This window comes from Terrimonas sp. (assembly GCF_003075435.1).
GTDB lineage: Bacteria > Bacteroidota > Bacteroidia > Chitinophagales > Chitinophagaceae > Agriterribacter.
This window is the reverse complement of sequence record NZ_QCZJ01000002.1, coordinates 283743-301961: the sequence shown is the minus strand read 5'-3', so window position 1 is coordinate 301961 and position 18219 is coordinate 283743. Positions and strand designations below refer to the sequence as shown.

The following is an 18219-nucleotide window of genomic DNA, read 5'->3' as shown; positions in this document are numbered from 1 at the left end:
TAGCTTGTTGTTGAAGACGGAGATACGGTGATCGTTCTGCTTGTTGCCCCGTTGCTCCATGCATAGCTTGCACCAGGTCCGGCATCAATGGTTACACTGTTGCCTGCACATATGGTGGTATCATTGCCAAGGTTCACATTCACTGCAGCACCGATGTTCACGGTCCTGGAATCAGTGCCTGTACAACCTGTAGCATTGGTTACAGTTACAGAATAGCTTGTTGTTGAAGACGGAGATACGGTGATCGTTCTGCTTGTTGCCCCGTTGCTCCATGCATAACTTGCACCAGGTCCGGCATCAATGGTTACACTGTTGCCTGCACATATGGTGGTATCATTGCCAAGGTTCACGACAATAGTTCCCCCGGTAAAAGTTATTGTTTGCGTTATCGTATCCTTTGCAGGCGCAGTGGTTGATACTATTAATCTTACTGTATATGTACCAGGTGCACTGTATGTATGAGTAACAGATTGGTTAACTCCGCTTATTATTGTTCCATCTCCAAAATTCCACTCACGATTATTAATTGCTCCTGAGCATACATCTGAATTTTCTGTCACGCTTAGTTCAAATGGTCCACAGGTACCATCGCCTGACTTAGTATAAGTAAATGATGCAGTAACCGCTTTTTTAGGATGCAGTACAATTGTATCTGATGCAGTACAACCATTTTTAGTTACGGTCACCCAATAGGTGCCCGGACCGGTAGCAGCGGTTTGCTGATTCTTCTCCCAAATATATGCAGCTGGATTATAAGTGCTTCCCCACTGGTAGGTAGCACCTGTCACGCCTGCATCCAACAGCATATATCCCCCGCAATAATCCTTGTCGGGGCCTAAATTAACTATTAATACAGGGTTTACATTTACTGTAACCGAAGCAGATACGGACACACCACATTTTGTTTTGGTAACAGTATATGTTTGTGTAGATGTTGGACTTGCTATTGGATTATAAACAGAAGTGCTGCTTAAACCTGTTGCAGGACTCCAAACATATGTAGCACCTGGTTCGTCGCCTGCGTCTAATTGAACACTATTGCCTAAGCAAATAGTTTTATTACCGCCAAAATCAATAGGCTCAGGCCCGGGCGTAGGATTAGGTAGCGTAATAGTTATCGTCTGGTCGTCAGAATTACCTTCGTCATCTTCTACATACATCCATATATCATAGCTTCCACCTGTTGCAAAAGTATGCACGGGGTCCTTATCATAGTACCATTCCCCGTCAATTTCCCATTCATTGTAAGTAGTACTATTGGCCGGATCGCACATGTATGAACTATCAAAAAACTGCACCTGCACATTGCCGCACGTACTCAATATTTTATAACCAATTTTAGGTGTTAATGCGGCGCCAGCAGTTACCCGCAATGTGTCGGTTGTAACACAGGTGCCATTGGTCACTTTTGCCCAGTAGGTATTTACTCCGGCCACAGGCGTAAAATTACATGTGTAAGTTGTTACGGCATCTTTTGGCGGACTCCAATTATATACATATCCACCAACGGCTTCTGTAACTAATGTTATTGTAGGAGTAGAACCCGCGCACACTTCGTAGTCGGGGCCAAAATCAAAAACCGGCTTTCTGTATACCGTAATAAAACTAGTTTTTGTTTCTGTTTTTGTTGCACCGCCCTGGGTGGTAACCGTTAAACTTACTGTATAATATTGAAATGCAAGAGGGGGATTTGCAAATGTGTGACCAGGACTTGCACCGGTACCCAAAGGACTGCCATCACCAAAATTCCAGCTATAGCTAACAATAGGATCACCAGCATCACTGGTAGATGTGCTGGTAAATTGTACATTTAAGGGGCCACAGCCTGAAGTTATACTGGCAGTGAAATTTGAGACCAAAGCTAACGAGTTCCTCCCGTCTTTATTCCCTGCCTGTGAATTGACATATATCAACAGCAGTAAGGGCAGAAACAGTATAATTCGCTTCATAGGAAATTATTCTAGTTATTCGAGGATATAGACAACAGGGTGTATAACGTATAACATATTTTTAAATTGTTGCAAACCATACTTTTAAAAAAATTTCATTACTAATAGACTTATACATACTAACTTGGCTTTTGATAATAATTACAGTTAGTGATAACACAACATACCATAGATCAAATTCTTTCACGTATCGATATCATTGATATTGTTGGAAGTTTTGTGAAATTGAAAAAGAGAGGGACTAACTATCTTGGGTTATGCCCGTTTCATAACGAAAAAACACCTTCGTTTACCGTTTCACCTGCTAAAGAAATCTATAAATGTTTTGGTTGCGGTAAAAGCGGTAATACCATCAGCTTTTTGATGGAGCATGAAAAGTATAGCTATGCAGAGGCTTTACGCTGGCTTGCAAACCGGTATAATGTGGAGATTGAAGAAACTGAAGTAAGCCCTGAAATAAAAGCTTTACATCAAACCGCTGATAGCCTTTATATTATCAACAGCTTTGCACAAAAGTATTTTGCCGGATCATTATTAAACTCAGAAGAAGGACAGGATATAGCGCTTAGCTATTTACACGAAAGAGGATTCGATAATGATATTATTGAAAAATTTCAGTTAGGATATTGCGATCAGCAACGCGACTCCCTTGCGAAAGCAGCCATTGCTGCGCAATACAACCCGGAATACCTGCAAAAAACAGGTTTGGTTGTCATGAGGGATGAACAATTATTTGATAACTACAGAGGACGCATAATATTTCCTGTTCATAACCAAACCGGCAAAATACTTGGCTTTGGAGCAAGGGTAATAGGCAAGGCAGACAGAGCGCCTAAATACATTAATACTCCTGAAAACGAAATATACATCAAGAGTAAAATATTATACGGTTCATATTTTGCAAGACAGGCTATTGATAAAGCTGACGAATGCTTGCTGGTTGAAGGATATACTGATGTAATTGCTTTGCACCAGGCAGGCATTGAAAATGTAGTTGCAAGTGGCGGAACCTCTCTAACGCCAGATCAATTAAGGCTGATAAAAAAATACACCAACAATCTTACCATCATTTATGACGGAGACAGTGCAGGTATAAAAGCAGCTTTACGCGGACTGGACCTTGCGCTTGAAGAAGGGCTGAATGTACAGCTTGTTTTAATACCTGACAATGAAGATCCTGATAGTTATGTAAGAAAAGTGGGTAAAGAAGCATTCAGGCAATTTGTAACAGATAATAAAAAAGATATCATTCTTTTTCAGCTTGAGGTGTCTTTAAGAGATGCGGAAAATGACCCGGTAAAGAAATCTGCAGTTGTCAACCGCATAGCAGAAACAATATCGCGTTTAAATAAAACAGAAGATTTTACCAGGCAGCAGGATTATATACGCAAAAGCGCCGGACTACTTAAAATTGATGAGCAGGGCTTATATGCTCTGGTAAACAAATTTATAAGGGAGAAAGTAACAAAGCAGGAAAATAAACAACAATCCAGGGAAGATGAGCCGGCAAATATCAGCGATACACCGCCGGTTGACGAGGATATGCTCAATCTTTTGAATAAGGATGAGTTGGTAGAGCGTAATATAGTAAGGGCTTTGCTGGAGTTTGGTAATTATGCATGGTCGGACGATCAAAAAGTACATCAATATATTTTTGAAGAATTTGAGGAAAACGGATTATACGAACTGATTGACAACAAGCAAATGTTGCTTATGATAGAAACCTACCGGGAATGGGTAAAAAACGGAATTGAGGTTAATGCAAGAAATTTTCTTTATCATGAAAATATAGAGCTTAGCAAGGTGGCTGTAGGACTTATGGATACAAGGTATGAATTAAGCCCAAACTGGAAGGAACATTACGATGGACCTTTGCCTACAAGAGAACAATTATATAAAGAAGAGATTTTATCTACACTCCATTATTTAAAGCTCAGGAAGATAAAAAGATTAATGGAAGAAAACCTGCACGACCTGGAAAAGTCTAACTCACCGGAAGAACAACTAACGCTGTTGCAAACACACCAGCATTTAAAGCAACTGAAAGTGGAGCTTACAAAAGCACATGGAACGGTGATATTCAAATAAGCATACTTTACTTTGTTGTTGCCAGTTGTTTTGCTTCTGTAAAAAACTTTTCAACCGATGTTTTTATGCTTGCATCTATTTCCGCGTTCTTTATTTTGCCGGTTGCAAAATCTTTTGCCTGTGCAAACAGATATTCATGCAGGTATTTGCCGTCTACCTTATCTTTAATGGTAATGGAGTTGTGCTTAGCCATATAATCATCCCATACCGTCTTAACTTTTGCCCAGTACAGTTTATTTTTTTTCCAGTATGCAAGGCCGGCGGCGCATTGTTTATCATCAATTTTTTTATAGCTGTTAACTCCTTTTTCTTCAACCAGTAATTTGTCTGTGCCGTTTTCACGAATGATTTTTTTATTATCCTGGTCGTGTATCCATCCCTCCTCATTTATAATGATGCGGTTGCCTCTTTGCAAAACGTTGTAATCACTTCTTGTAGAATACTCCCTGCGGGGCAATGGCGCGTCGGTGGTATTTTCCCAGATGGTTTTCCCGTCTGTGTTATACCATTGGCTTATGCCCTGGTAGCGTGGCGCTTCACTAACTTCCCAAACCGTTTGCGTCCATTTTCCTTTTACATCTGCAGCATTTAACGCGGTTTTTTCCCATGTTTTATCTCCTTTGTATACAAAAAGCTCCGGGTTTTCATAGGTCCAGTCTTCACGCCAGTGCTTTACAACCATAGTGTCGGAAATAACCAGTAAATGTTGCAATGAAATTTTTTTATCGCTCATTTCAACGGGCACTACCAGTTCAGCCCCGGCAGCCAGGTTTTCCCTGTTATGGAACTTATAATCTTCATCTGGTGAAAATGTTTCGGCGTACTTAAACTGCACTTCAAAACAGCCGCATAATTTTTCGATATTCTTTTTTCCTTCCTGTTGCTGGCCAAATGCAGTAAAAGTAGCCAGCATTGCTGCAGTAAATAATATCCTATTTTTCATGTGTATTTTTTGAATAAATTAAACTAATACTATTAACTACCCTTTTTAACCAAAGCATATTCAAAAGCCGGGAAACCACGCACACCATCTTTGGTCATCGCAGTAAAGCGGAGTTTGTAATAATTGTTATCCACGTCTTTTATAACATAAAATCTATTATCATAAACCAATGGACTAAAATCAGGACCAACACCGCGCCATGTAGATCCAATGGTTGCTTGAGAAGTCTTAAAAGTTAATGATGCAATATCTGCTTCAGCAAAAGCTTCATAAGTTTTTGTTGTAGTTTCTATCATCACTGCTTCAACATTCCTGTTTTGCAATATCACGTCCTGGTAAAGGTATGGCACATTGCCTCCGCCGAAATTAGCCATATTTGAAAAATACGTCCATGCAATGTCCCATTTATCTTTCTTTGGTTCAACATCAACAGCGCCGTTTTCTACCGAAATATATTTAAAGAAGTACGCCTCATCTTTTGCAATATCCACAGTTGAAAAGGTTGTAGCAGCAATATCAGCATGCTGCAAAGTATAACCCCCGGCAGCGTTGCGTATTACACGGATCTTTTTCCAGCCTCTGTCAGGCGCGGGTGATCCTATACCTTTGCCGCGATTGATGATATATACCTTATTGTCGTCTGCCGTAGCCGAAACTGCTGCAATAGCAGTTTTGGTAAGATCACCGCTGGGATAGTCGATATAAGCCAGTGCAGATGTTTGAGGATCATTCTGGTTAAAGATCACATCTGTTGAAAATCCGGCAGTGTCTGCCGCGGTAACCGCATTCAAGTCGTTCTTGTCAAGTTGCTTAGCCATCATACCAACAGAAGAATTGAGTATTACCCTGAAATCATCTGTACCGGTATAAAATCCAAAATCCCATTTTGTTCTTTGCACAGGCACCTGTGTGTTGGCGCTCAGGTCAAAAAATATTTTATTGCCATAAGTAGCGCCACCGCCATCGCCTACTATAGAAGATTGGGTAGCTATCAGCTCAGCAAAACTTAGCGCAAACTGCTTGTTGGTTCCTATAATTACCGGAGACCCGGTTGAATTGATGGTGAAGTCAATTTTTTCATCGCCATAAAACAAAGCGCCTGCTGCTTTATTTACCGTAAAACTGGTTTCACTACTGCCACTCAATACGGTTAAGACTAAAGTATTAGACGTAGCTGCAGGCGTGGTAGTATAATCCGTTGTGTATTCAACACCAGTGTTGGTTAATCCAATAGTTACAGGAATATCTTTATCTGTAGCCCTGGTTAATTTTATTTTTACGGTGATGGAAGTTGTTGCCGCGTCCATACCCTGCTCAGTAGTTTCAAATTGTGCAAGATTATCAGGCAGAGGCGCATCTTTTTTTCTACATGCGGTTGTAAGCAGAAATAATGCAGAAAATACTAATAACGCCTTCGTAAGTGTCAGTTTCATCATCAATGTATGTTTATATAATTAAAAGAATAATTTCCTATCTGGTGTGCCAGTCAAATAACAAACCTGCAAAAAATGAACGTCCGTATCCAATCGCTTTAGCCCCGGCGCTCGAATGTGCACCACTTACAACTGCTGTATTATTTACTGCTGTTATATTAAACAGGTTCCGTACACCTGCATTTAATTTCAGGCATTTGTAGATTTTTTTATTCACTGTAAAGTCTGCCCAGTGATAAGCTGATGTTTGAACCAGCCGGTATGCTGTTTGATTATTGGTTGTTACTGACTGGTAATATGGCAGCTTGCCGGTTACTTTATAAAAGAGATTAAGATCAAGTCCTATTTTCGGGAATGCATAAGAAATAAATGTGTTAAGCTCAGGTGACCATTTGAATTCCGGCAGCGATTTATCTTCTTCTGCATACTCATTATACCTGCCGGTATATGCAAGTCCTAAAGATGCCATGAGGTTTGTATAAGACAGGTTTGTATTAAGCGCCCCGCCCCTGGTTTTGTATTTACTGATATTGATAAATGAGGTAATGGTAGGATCATTGGCTTTGGCAGCATAGCCGATAAGATTGTTTACATCATTATAAAAGCCGCTCAGTATTAAAGACATTACAACATCTTTGTTCAACTGCTTTTTCCAGTTTATAGAGCCTGTAAAACTGTTTGATCTTTCAGCCTGCAGATCCGGGTTCCCTTCAATCTGGTGGCTTGCATCAAAAAAATCATAGTACAACTCCCTTAAAGATGGTGCACGAAAACCTTTTGCATAAGCCAGGCGGATATCTGTTGAAGGAGCAACGGCCAGTTTTATATTAAGCGATGGTATGGCTGGCGGCGCCTGGTACACTGAGTTTTTTTCAAACCGCACTCCGGGTCTTATCTGAACAATAGAATGAGGAGTAATATCTGCTGTAATAAAAAAGGCGTAATCATTAATGTTGTGCGATCCTTGTTTTATTCGTTCACCTTCACCTGTTTCAATATTAATATCAACACCTGGTTGTATAGCTATTACTGGAGATGGCTTATACACTGCCGTAGCGCGTGCTGTATAACCCTTAAAACTGGTAAGACTATGCAAGCCCGGCGCGGTAGCTACCCTCACGTCTCCATCCGGGTAATATAAGGTGGAGTATACCTGCCTGCTGAAATCAGTATATGAAGCAAGCGCATTAAATGTAAACTTCTTATTGAGTGTATATGTTGCCTGCAGCTGATGCATCAGCCTGTCGGTAATATACTCCTGGTCGATAGCCGGTTCACTGCCCTGGGCATTAGCAGGATTGGTAATAATCTCATCCAGGCCATCTAACCTGTAATACACATGTAGTTTATCTGTTCTGTAACCAACTATAGCATTAGCAGTGATCTGGTCTTTTTTATGCCACAATAATTCGCGGCCCTTTGCGCTGTCTTTCCAGCCATTGAAAAGGTTTCTTCCTATACCACCGTTAAAGTACCATGATTTATATGATGCTGATACACCGATATACTGATTATGAATTCCCTTATGGAAGCCGTATTCCTTACCCACCGTTTCTTCGAGTATACGGGCATTAACACCAAACTTATGCGGATTTCTTTTTTTAGTGATGATATTGATCACACCTGCCAGCGCGTCCGCACCATATATTACGCTCATAGGTCCTTCAATAATCTCAATACGTTCAATGGAATTTATTTCCAACTGATTAATATTGATTTCATTGGAAGTGCCCTGGCGGCCGGTTACAGGCACGCCGTCTATTAATATTTTTACATTCTGCCCCGCCAGTCCGAGCATGGTAATATCCGCGCCGCCTGTAGCCACATCCTGCGAAAAGCGGATATTCAGTTGAGTATTTAATATATTCTGTAAGGAAGCAGGCGCCTGCCTTTGTATCTGTTCTTTTGAAATAACCCGTACCTGGTATACTGATTGTTTTACAGACTGGGGAGTATATTGCCCGGTAACAACCACTTCGCTTAATGTAGTAACAGACGAAGTGTCCGTTTGACCTAAAACAATGTTGCTGTTAACGAGTACGTTCAGGGATAGCACTGCGGCTGCTATAATATGGAATCCTTTCACAATGCGAAAGTATTGCCCTATATAAAAAGTCATTTTCTTAATCGGGAAAACAATTTACGAATTAGGAAAAATAATAGCTGCAGCTTTGAAAGCGGCATGTTAAAATACCCTGTTTTTGCAGCAGCTTTTTCCAGGTGGCAGTTATGCATAATTTATCGGCTGAGTAATATCATCACTTAACCCCTTTTTAATCAGTGCAGTTATCTGGATCTTATCCTATTTTTGCTGAAGTAATTTAAAATTGAATTTATGAAATTTCGTATTGAATCTACCGGGCATAAATTAAGTCCATCATTAAAAGAGTTTGCCACCCTTAAGCTAAGTACGCTTAACAAATATTATAAAGACATACAGGAAATAGAAGTTACACTTACACATGAAGTAAAAGGCGCTAAAGAAGTGGTAAACTGTACGCTTAATATCAGGGTTCCGGGTAAAGATGAGTATATAAAAGCTACCTCTGTTATTTTTGAAGATGCTATTTTAAAAGCTGCAGAAGCCGCAAAAAGAAGATTGCGTATCCGCAAAACACAATTACAAATAGCCCGTAAAAAGAAGACGCCAAACCGGAAAGTATCTGCTAAAAAAGCATTGAAATAAGCGGGTATATACCATCGGTAGTAATATTTTGTAAAAGAGAAACTCTTATTTTTGAGTTTCTCTTTTTATTCGGACCTGATGGAGACAGGTAGTTGTTTAGACGATTCTCAGGACCTTCGTTTTTTTAATACATCCTCTTTTGGGTTATATACATTCTGAGAAGTAGTAGTACGTAGGGCTTGCTGTTTAACTCCCGGCATTTATTTTTTTTAAGTTTTTACCAGTAACCGGGTTTGCCGCCTCTTTTTGTATGGTTTCGCCGAAGGCGAAATTGAAAAAATGCGAAGCATATTTTTTCAAAAGACAAAAAGCAGCGGCGTTCCGGTTACGCAGCCCGCCGGCTGTGGAGGCAAAAAAGGTTCGTAAAATTTAATTATGCCGAAACAGCTGCATGGTTTTTGAAAAATTTGATTCAAAACCCTTGCAGCAATTTAATAACCAAAGCATGAATATGCAATGATCTTTATCAGAATATCACCAAAATGGAGTTAAACAGCAATCCCTAAGTAAGCAAAATGCAATCGGGAAAATGCAATTGTGCCTTTACTCATCAGGACAATTATCTTACTTTACAAATATACATTGCGTATATGAAGACATAGTGGTATCAGCAGGAAGTTCCACCTTGTTGCTATTCTTCCAGTATACGCCACGGAATCGCTCTTTGCTTCCATAGGATCCGGAAACGTAAACATCACCGTTCTTGACAAATATGGATGAAGCATAATTATTAGTATTGTAATCTCCCAAAGTGGTTACAACACCGTTCTTCCAATAAACCGGAGTATAAAGGCTATCCAAAGTGTATAAGTCCCCTGAGAAATAAATATCACTTCCATCAATAAAAATATCGGTTGCTGCGCCATTAACACCTGGTGCAGTTAAATTGTATTCAACACCATTTTTCCAATACAATGCTTTTCCAGTACCAAGAGAATCCAAAGTATATCCCGAAACATATACATCATTCCCAACAACTTTAATTCCTGATGCATAGCTCTTATAAGCCTCGCTATTTAGCCTGGTGGCAACTCCATTTTTCCAGATCATCGCAGATTCACGGGGAAACCTTGCCCAACCAACCACATATATATTGCTGCCTATAATCTGCATTGCACTTGCTAAAGAAGCCTTTTGGTTTTCTAATTTTATAAACTTTCCATTCTTCCAGTAAACTGCAAGAAATGCTGCATCACTTTTTTCTTTGATTTGTCCGCATAAATAAACATCATTTCCTGAAACTGTAACATACTGAGGTAATCCATTATAATCAGTTCTTTCAAATGATAAGGGATTCCCATTTTTCCAGCACTGAACATCTTTATTGCCACCATACGTAGAGCCGCATACATATATATCTTCACCTGAAATAAATACAGAGGTACACAATGTATGCGTCGGATTCTCTGTAAGTTTAATAAAAGTGCTATCAATCCAAACACCTGAAACAGTTCTTGATTTTATGCCGCCAGCAACATATACATGTTCTTCCCTGTTAGGGTTAACGGGGTCATTATTGTTACATGAAAGAAAAACAGGGATTGCAATAAATAAGGCAATATATTTTTTATCCATTTAGTTATTTTGAACATATTGATCATACGCCTATAGATAACGCTATTGAGCGCAGTTGTATTATTTACCTCAAGAGTATATTCTACCAGGGGTACTTTTTAAAGGGAATCCGATATTTAAATATCATACATATATTTCCTCTTCTCGGCCGTGGTTCGCGCCTGAAAGGCGTGTGAGACAGGCTATGGCTGCGAAAAGCTATAACCCCACAAAACTAAATGGTTTTACACTTATAAATTTTCCGGAGCTTTCTCCTGCATAAGTTTGCCCTTTATCCAGCTCCAGTTTTTTTGCATCAGTACCGGGGGAGAAATCAATCTTTTTAAGATCAACCCAAACAACATTTGGCGTAAGCACATTCTCAAAATAATAAACAAGATTTTTTTGATCGGCAACAGTTCTCCACCTGGTAGAAGAAATATTAGGCTCTTCTTTGGAAGATATGCCATAAGGAACCGAACAATTACGTATTACACTGAATACGCTCGCCACTGCCACATGTGTATTATCCGTAGCAGGAATTGCATTAATATAGTAAGAAGCCCGTACAAAGCGGTCGGCGGCGCGGTTGGTGCCAGGTAACATGGTAGTACCCGGAATATTTTTCCAGTACTGATTAATGGCGAGTTGCTCTTCAAATACCGGGGAATTGGTCATTACAGTATAAGATTGATTGTGATGTACTACCAGCTTTCCATTAATGTATTCAAAGATGGCATTGTCACCGGTATTGTCTGAAACAGAAAGATGCAGGGTTGTAAATTTATCTGAGCCGGGAATTACATCAGATACTATAACAAATTCCTCTTTGGAAAGTGCTTTCACGGCTTCATCAACAGAAGCAAAATTATCGAGCACATATTGCAGCCATAACGAAATAGCCACGCCTTTTTTCCCACTCGCGGGATCAAATTTTGGATATACTGATTCTGCCAGCCAGAGCATATTACCTACCAGCCCCTTTTCATTCATTCCATCGGCTGAAGCAATATCCCAACTACTGGTTACCACACTTCCGTATTTGGATTTCCATTTCACCGAGTTAGGACCAACCAATCCATTTCTTTCAGTACCGCGCTTCAATACCCATAAGTTGGCAGGTATTTCGTCTCTCCAATCCATTGACCTTGCTGTGATAATGAGGTTTCCCGGTCCTTTGTAAACAACCCGCGTACAAGCCTGGATGTTGCTAAAGGGAGAAACAGCAATAACCATCATTGACAGGATTAACAGCACTCTCATATTTGTTGGTTTTTGTTTAAATAAATTAATGATAAAGTTAATTTAAAACTTGCAGGCGGGTTGGAAAAATCCTTTTTAGCAGAAAAACAGAAAACAGAGGCAATGGTTAGACGTTAAAATAAAACCTGGCTAATTGCCAGGCTTAAAGCTTTCAGTAAAACTTCATCAGCGAGGCATACTCATCGTCTTTCTTTTGTTTAACTTCTTTCTTTTATATAAGGCAGTAGTTTTACTGCAACTCTTGATTCTCCGCCTATCGCAGAGTTCTGCCAACATACATAGTCCGGCGGAGAGACTCGGAGAACCGTTGCTCTTTAAAAACCAGCGCTTACAAATCTCTGCGAAAGAAAAATGTATATTTCAGCGCATAAGAATAAGATTGTTTCTTATTTGTTTATAAACACCATTCTTTTTATACTCACAATAGTAAACGTAAATCCCGGCGTTTTGCGGAATGCCATTATAACTCCCATCCCACCCTTCTTCAGGATTTGATGTATCAAGCATCTTTTGTCCCCACCGATTATAAATACGAAGTTTATATTCTACAAGATTGAAAGGCCTTAAAATTTTAAAAAAATCATTTTTCTTATCATTATTTGGTGAAAATGCGTTTGGAAAAATTTCATTACACAGTTTTTCTGCGACTATTATCTCATCTGATACTGAGCCGCACATATTACTTACCTCAACCGAATATAGACCCGGTTGTTTAACAACAAAATGATTTAAGGTTGAATTGTCCTGCCACAGGTATGAGTTGAAAACACCGGGTAACAACACTAAGCTATCGCCGGCACATAACTCCTTATCAAAGCCCAAATCAGGCACCGGTTTTTTGTTTACTGATAGAATTAAGGTTCGAATACTATCACAACCATTAGTTGCGATAAGGGTATCTGTAAAAGCTCCGCCTGAGCTGTACCCTAAAAAAGATTGCCCTTCACAAATCTCTTCATTGATGGTTGAGTATGATCTCGGTTTAACGATAAGATTTAAAGTCATGATGCTATCGCATCCATTATTGGAAACAAAAGTATTAATAAATGAACCGCTTGTACTATACCCTAAGTAACTTTCCCCTTCACAGATGATTTGATTGACTGTTGAACTCGATTTATGTTTTACAGTAAGATTTAACGTTCTGATACTATCGCAACCATTAGATGAAATAAGAGTATCAATGAAAATTCCGCTTGAACTGTATCCTAAATAATTTTGCTCCTCACAAATGGAAGTGTCAATATGAATTTTGTTGATGTTATTGTCAACTGGAAGTGGAATTAATGATAGCTCATCATAATAACCATCATTATTTGAGCCATTGTACCTAATGCTATTAAGCATAATTACAACTTTCCTTGAGTTAACCGGCACATGCAATACTGAGTCTATCTTTTTCCATGTTATTGTTTGATTATAAGGTCCAAAATTAAAAGAAGACAATAATGTATTTGACTGGGTAAAAAATTGAATTTCAATATTACTGGCATCGGATGGTGATTGTTCATAAGCTCTTACATAGCCGATAAACTCAAAATATTGAACACCCAAATCAATTAGACATTTAAAACCAGATATATCTATTTCCTGCTTTAACCTGGCGTTACTTACAGCACCCGCAAAAAAATACGCATCACCTGCAAATGGAAGCGGATCTGTAAACCTCTTTCCCCACTTTAAGCCGTTAACTTCCTCCCAATAAGGAATTTTACCATTTTCCAAAGGACTATCACAACTATGATTTTGTATGAGGTTTTGTGCCAGACAAATGAATGGGCATAGAATAAGATTTATAAAAAATAATTTTTTATTTAAAATCTTTCTAAGGGGCATACAACCAAGGGTTTTAATAAGTGGCAATAGACATATCCACCATGGCTTTGGTAAATGAATTAATCATTCCCAACCTCTACATTCTTTAAAAGACGGAGTAACTATTTTTAAATAATGATTATACTATATCATTTATACAAAATTAAACTTACCAAATTTATTTAATATAAAATATTGTTTGCAAAAATAAGTTGAGCTCAACACCTGGATAGAAGTATGTAAATTGTATGTAAAATGACTAAAAAATAAAAAGGGCCTCACTGAAATGAGACCCTTATCAAGCCTGTGTGACCCCGTCAGGATTCAAACCTGAAACCTTCTGATCCGTAGTCAGATGCTCTATTCAGTTGAGCTACGGGGCCGTTACTATTCAAAAACTTTTCCCGGTAAAGCCTTCTGATCTGTAGTCAGATGCTCAATTGGGGCGGCAAAGATAAGATTGTACACCTTTAATGCCAAAAGAAAATGCTGAAGATTTAACTTCAGCATTAATAATGCCATCTCACAAATGCTTCCATTGCGGCATATTGTGTAAGACCAAGTTTTGCATACAACTCTGCAGTATTTGCATTACGTTCTTCCGCTCTTTGCCAAAATTCACGGGAATCTGTTCCCTGGAACGGAACAGAATCTTTTTGTGACTGGTGAATAAATATACCGAAGCGTTTTTTCAGTACCTGCTCAGGGCTCATTGGTATAGCCATTTCAATTTCTGTAATATCCCACTCCTGCCATGCACCTTTATACAACCAAACCCAGCAATCTTTCACCCATTCATCCCCTTCGGCTTTTATTCGTTTTAATGATTCAAATACAATTTCAAGACAAACTTTATGTGTTCCGTGCGGGTCGGCAAGATCGCCGGCACAATATACCTGTTGCGGTTTTATTTCGCGCAGCAAAGCCATTGTAAGTTTCACATCCTCCTCTCCCATCGGCTTTTTTTCAATAGTTCCTGTTTCATAAAAAGGAAGGTTCTGGAAATGAGCCCTGTCATCCGTAAGTCCTACATAGCGGCAGGTTGCCTTGGCTTCGCAGCGGCGTATCAATCCCTTTATACTTCTTATTTCCGCGGTATCAGATTGTCTTGATTTTTTCTGCGCAAAATAAGAACGGGCTTCATCAGATATCTGGTGAGATTTTGTGCTGTCTAATCCAAACATTTCTTCAAAGCCTACAGCAAAATCCAGGAAACGGGTTACAAATTCATCGGTTACCGCAATATTTCCGGAAGTTTGATAAGCAACATGCACTTCATGCCCCTGGTCGTGTAAACGCTGGAAGGTCCCACCCATTGAAATAATATCATCATCAGGATGGGGAGAAAAAATAATTACACGCTTTGGAAAAGGCATTGATCTTTCTGGCTGGCTGGATATTTGTACGGGGCTGGGTTTGCCGCCGGGCCAACCGGTTATGCTATCGCGAAGCATATAATATACCTTGAGATTTATATCATACGAATCGCCATGTTCAACCAGTAAGTCGCCAATACCATTATCCATATAATCGCTGTTGGTAAGGCTGAGCACCGGTTTATTTAATTTCAATGCGGTATTAATTACAGCACGGCGTATCATTTTAGGTGTCCACTCCGACTCGCCGGTAAGCCATGGAGATTTAAAACGGGTAAGCTCCGACGCCGCGCTTTCATCTAATATAAAAATACAATCATCATGATTTTGTAAAACTGATGCCGGTATAGATTCTGTAATATTATCCTCAATAGAAGCTTTCACAACAGGCGCCTTCATTTGCCCCCAAGCAAGCAAAACAATTTTTTTTGCTTTCATAATAGTGCTTATGCCGGCAGTAATAGCAAGACGGGGCACCTGCGCGATGTTGGCAAATTCATAAGAATTGGCGAGTCGCGTAGAATTTTCCAGGGTTACAAGCCTTGTTTTTGAGTATATGCTTGAGCCTGGTTCATTAAAACCAATATGACCATTGATGCCAATACCCAATACCTGCAGATCAATACCGCCGGCTTCATCAATCATCTGCTCATACCTGGCAGCATGTGTTTTTACTTCGGTTTTTTTCCATTCACCGCTTGGTATATGGCAATTATTCTGATCAATATCAATTTTATCAAAAAGATTCACTTTCATGAACCTGTGATAACTCTGTATAGCATTTTTATCAATCGGGTAGTATTCGTCAAGATTAAAAGTGATAACATTTTTAAAGCTGAGCCCTTCTTCCTTGTGCATTCTTATCAACTCAGCATATAATGTTTTTGGAGTAGAACCTGTTGCCAGGCCCAGCACCGCTTTTTTGCCTTCTGCTTGTTTTTGTTTGATGAGTTGTGCTATTTCTTCTGCTGCAAACTTTGAACCCTCTTTGTAATCAGAGAATATACGACAGGGAATTTTCTCGAAAGAATCTACCATACTCATGGTGTTATGTGGATTTAATTAATGATAGTTATTAGTAATGGCGTGCTAAGTTAATTTCAAATTTCCACAAATATTAAGCCCCTGCGCTATATTTTGATGAAAAGAAATAAACAAACGATTGCGGGAAATAAAAATGCAGATGCAGCTTCATCGTTTAACCACAAAGACTTCAAAGTATGTCGCAAAGACCACTAAGCGTTTACCAGGTCGACAACTTCTTTGTGTTTCTTTGTGTAAACACTTTGTGTCTTTTGTGGTCGATGCAATTATAAAGAGGATATACTTTTATTTTTCTCCTGCCAGTTCAAGTACAATTTCCCACTCTTTTTCCGTAACCGGCTGCACGGAAAGTCTGCCCAATCTCACCAGCGCCATATTTGCCAGGCGTTTATCTGCTTTTATCTGTGTAAGCGAAACGGGATTTTTCAGCTTTCGCACGGGTTTTACATCCACAACCACCCATGTATCATCGTCTGTAGTAGGATCAGGATAATACTCTTTTGCTAATTTGGCAATCCCAACAATCTCCACTCCTTCATTGCTGTGATAGAAGAATAACTCATCTCCTTTCTTCATTGCCTTAAGGTTATTCCGGGCTGCATAATTTCTTACACCATCCCAAAAAGTTTGTTTGTCTTTTACCAGTTGATCCCAACTATAGGTAGAGGGTTCTGATTTAATAAGCCAGTATGCCATCGTTATTTCAAATTAAGATTCAGATTTGAAGGACTTCAATGGGAATTAAGGAATGATCGGGATTGTTAAAAGTAACAATTCTAATCAAAACAGCTGCATTAATTCTCCTGAAATATGATGAATGAGATCAGATATGAGAAAATGATCTTTGAAGACCAATCATTTTTAATGCCGTAATAGCCGCTTCCTCACCCTTATGCCCATGCCTGCCACCGATTCTTTCTTTAGCCTGCTCTTCATTTTCTACAGTAAGCACACCAAAAATAGTAGGTACAGGCAATGTCAGGTTTAATTGCACAACACCATCGGTAATACCTTTGCACACATAATCAAAATGTGGAGTATCTCCTCTTATAACACATGCCAGGGCAATAAATGCTGCAGGCTTTATTAAATCATTTTGCTTTGCATTCCAGTAGCTTGTTATGCCAAACGGAACTTCAAAAGCGCCGGGCACTGTTACTACTTTTGATTTTACACCATATTGTTGCAGCACTTTTATACATCCCTCCTGCAGCTTGTCAATAATTGCTGCATTCCATTCAGTGCGAACAATTACAATACAGGCATCCTCCGGGAGAATGCCTGCATCTACATTATATAAATTGCTGTTTTGAATATCAGCCATCAGAATTTTTGTTGAAATATTAGAAGATACGCCTGGCTAATTATTCAGTGGCACCCAATCTTCCAAGATATTTATCAGCAGTAAAACCTCTTTCAGTTTTTGGAAACTTATCTTTCAGCTCTTTAAATAATTCCACAGCTTCTTTATTCTTACCCATCACTTCATAAAGGCTGGCAGCACGATAAAGGTATTCAGATGATAATGCCGCGTTTTTATCAAAGGTAGTAGCGGCTTTTTTATAATTGTCAATAGCCTCATCATTCTTTTTCAGTTCTGAATAAGCATCTCCTAACAATCCGTATACAAATGCCTGCGTTTGTGCAGAACCGTTAGCATTAAAGTCGTTAAGATATTTTACAGCATTATTAAAATCTCCGAGCTGAAGGTAAGTTTGACCGGCATATAATTTAGCAAGATTTCCTGAAGGTGTGCTCCCGTATTTGCTGATCACTTTTAAAAAACCTGCGCTCTGGCCATCTCCGTTTAATGCCTTCTGAAGTGAATCAGTTGCAAAATATTGCTGGGCTTTTGCTATAGCTTCAACCGCTTTTTGATTTTCCGGCATCTTAAACCAGTACTTGTAAACAAAGTAACCGCCTGTTAATAATATAACAGCGCCTAATGCCACCAGTATGCTCTTGTTGTTCTTTTCCCAAAATCCCAGGGTTGAATTCTTTTCCGGCACTGCCGCCTCATGATTTTTTGTAACACTCATTGTATTATTATTCTGTAGTTTATGTCAGG

General features: G+C 39.2%; 13 protein-coding genes and 1 tRNA gene. 2 read left to right on the top strand and 12 right to left on the bottom strand.

Annotation, left to right across the window (positions count from 1 at the left end; all coding sequences use genetic code 11):
• Positions 1-1949: PKD domain-containing protein (locus tag DC498_RS26365; protein ID WP_206197520.1), on the bottom strand; the 1949-nt coding region annotated here is incomplete at its 3' end.
• A gap of 150 nt (positions 1950-2099) precedes the next feature.
• Here DC498_RS26365 and dnaG point away from each other — a divergent pair.
• Positions 2100-4037 carry a DNA primase gene (gene dnaG, locus DC498_RS03955; RefSeq protein ID WP_116872825.1) on the top strand — a complete coding sequence of 646 codons (1938 nt, stop codon included), beginning with the start codon at positions 2100-2102 and terminating at the stop codon, positions 4035-4037.
• Positions 4038-4044: 7 nt separating this feature from the next.
• Here the strand turns inward: dnaG and DC498_RS03950 are convergent, their stop codons facing one another.
• From DC498_RS03950 to DC498_RS03940, 3 genes are read right to left on the bottom strand one after another with little or no spacing between them, the layout of a single operon-like run.
• A complete protein-coding gene (locus tag DC498_RS03950) occupies positions 4045-4980 on the bottom strand; it encodes a DUF6607 family protein (protein ID WP_133176756.1) in 936 nt (311 codons plus the stop codon).
• Between the two features lie 32 nt (positions 4981-5012).
• On the bottom strand, positions 5013-6416 hold the full coding sequence (locus DC498_RS03945) for an HmuY family protein (protein ID WP_206197519.1): 1404 nt from the start codon (positions 6414-6416) through the stop codon (positions 5013-5015).
• A 34-nt stretch (positions 6417-6450) separates the two neighbouring features.
• Positions 6451-8499 (bottom strand): TonB-dependent receptor plug domain-containing protein, encoded by a 2049-nt coding sequence (locus DC498_RS03940; RefSeq protein ID WP_165813742.1) that lies wholly within the window; start codon positions 8497-8499, stop codon positions 6451-6453.
• Positions 8500-8748: 249 nt separating this feature from the next.
• On the opposite strand from DC498_RS03940, the gene DC498_RS03935 reads away from it, so the two are divergent.
• Entirely contained in the window at positions 8749-9099 is a 351-nt protein-coding gene (locus DC498_RS03935) for an HPF/RaiA family ribosome-associated protein (RefSeq protein ID WP_116872822.1), read from the top strand.
• A gap of 564 nt (positions 9100-9663) precedes the next feature.
• Here the strand turns inward: DC498_RS03935 and DC498_RS03930 are convergent.
• The 8 genes from DC498_RS03930 to DC498_RS03895 all read right to left on the bottom strand — a co-directional run bounded on the left by DC498_RS03930 (position 9664) and on the right by DC498_RS03895 (position 18190).
• Positions 9664-10674, bottom strand: coding sequence for a hypothetical protein (locus DC498_RS03930; protein ID WP_116872821.1), 1011 nt, complete (start codon positions 10672-10674; stop codon positions 9664-9666).
• 198 nt (positions 10675-10872) lie between these two features.
• Entirely contained in the window at positions 10873-11916 is a 1044-nt protein-coding gene (locus DC498_RS03925) for a linear amide C-N hydrolase (RefSeq protein WP_116872820.1), read from the bottom strand.
• Between the two features lie 360 nt (positions 11917-12276).
• A complete protein-coding gene (locus tag DC498_RS03920; RefSeq protein ID WP_116872819.1) occupies positions 12277-13752 on the bottom strand; it encodes a gliding motility-associated C-terminal domain-containing protein in 1476 nt (491 codons plus the stop codon).
• 288 nt (positions 13753-14040) lie between these two features.
• Positions 14041-14114: transfer RNA gene (locus tag DC498_RS03915), tRNA-Arg, on the bottom strand.
• A gap of 126 nt (positions 14115-14240) precedes the next feature.
• Positions 14241-16145: a glucosamine-6-phosphate deaminase gene (gene nagB, locus DC498_RS03910; protein WP_240627850.1), complete on the bottom strand. Its 1905-nt coding sequence runs from the start codon at positions 16143-16145 to the stop codon at positions 14241-14243.
• 291 nt (positions 16146-16436) lie between these two features.
• Positions 16437-16847 carry an EVE domain-containing protein gene (locus DC498_RS03905; RefSeq protein WP_116872817.1) on the bottom strand — a complete coding sequence of 137 codons (411 nt, stop codon included), beginning with the start codon at positions 16845-16847 and terminating at the stop codon, positions 16437-16439.
• A 127-nt stretch (positions 16848-16974) separates the two neighbouring features.
• Positions 16975-17475, bottom strand: coding sequence for a 6,7-dimethyl-8-ribityllumazine synthase (gene ribH, locus DC498_RS03900; protein ID WP_116872816.1), 501 nt, complete (start codon positions 17473-17475; stop codon positions 16975-16977).
• A 40-nt stretch (positions 17476-17515) separates the two neighbouring features.
• The gene (locus DC498_RS03895; protein ID WP_116872815.1) at positions 17516-18190 is read right to left on the bottom strand and encodes a YfgM family protein; all 675 of its coding nucleotides are present in this window, start codon (positions 18188-18190) and stop codon (positions 17516-17518) included.
• Between the last annotated feature and the right edge of the window lie 29 nt (positions 18191-18219).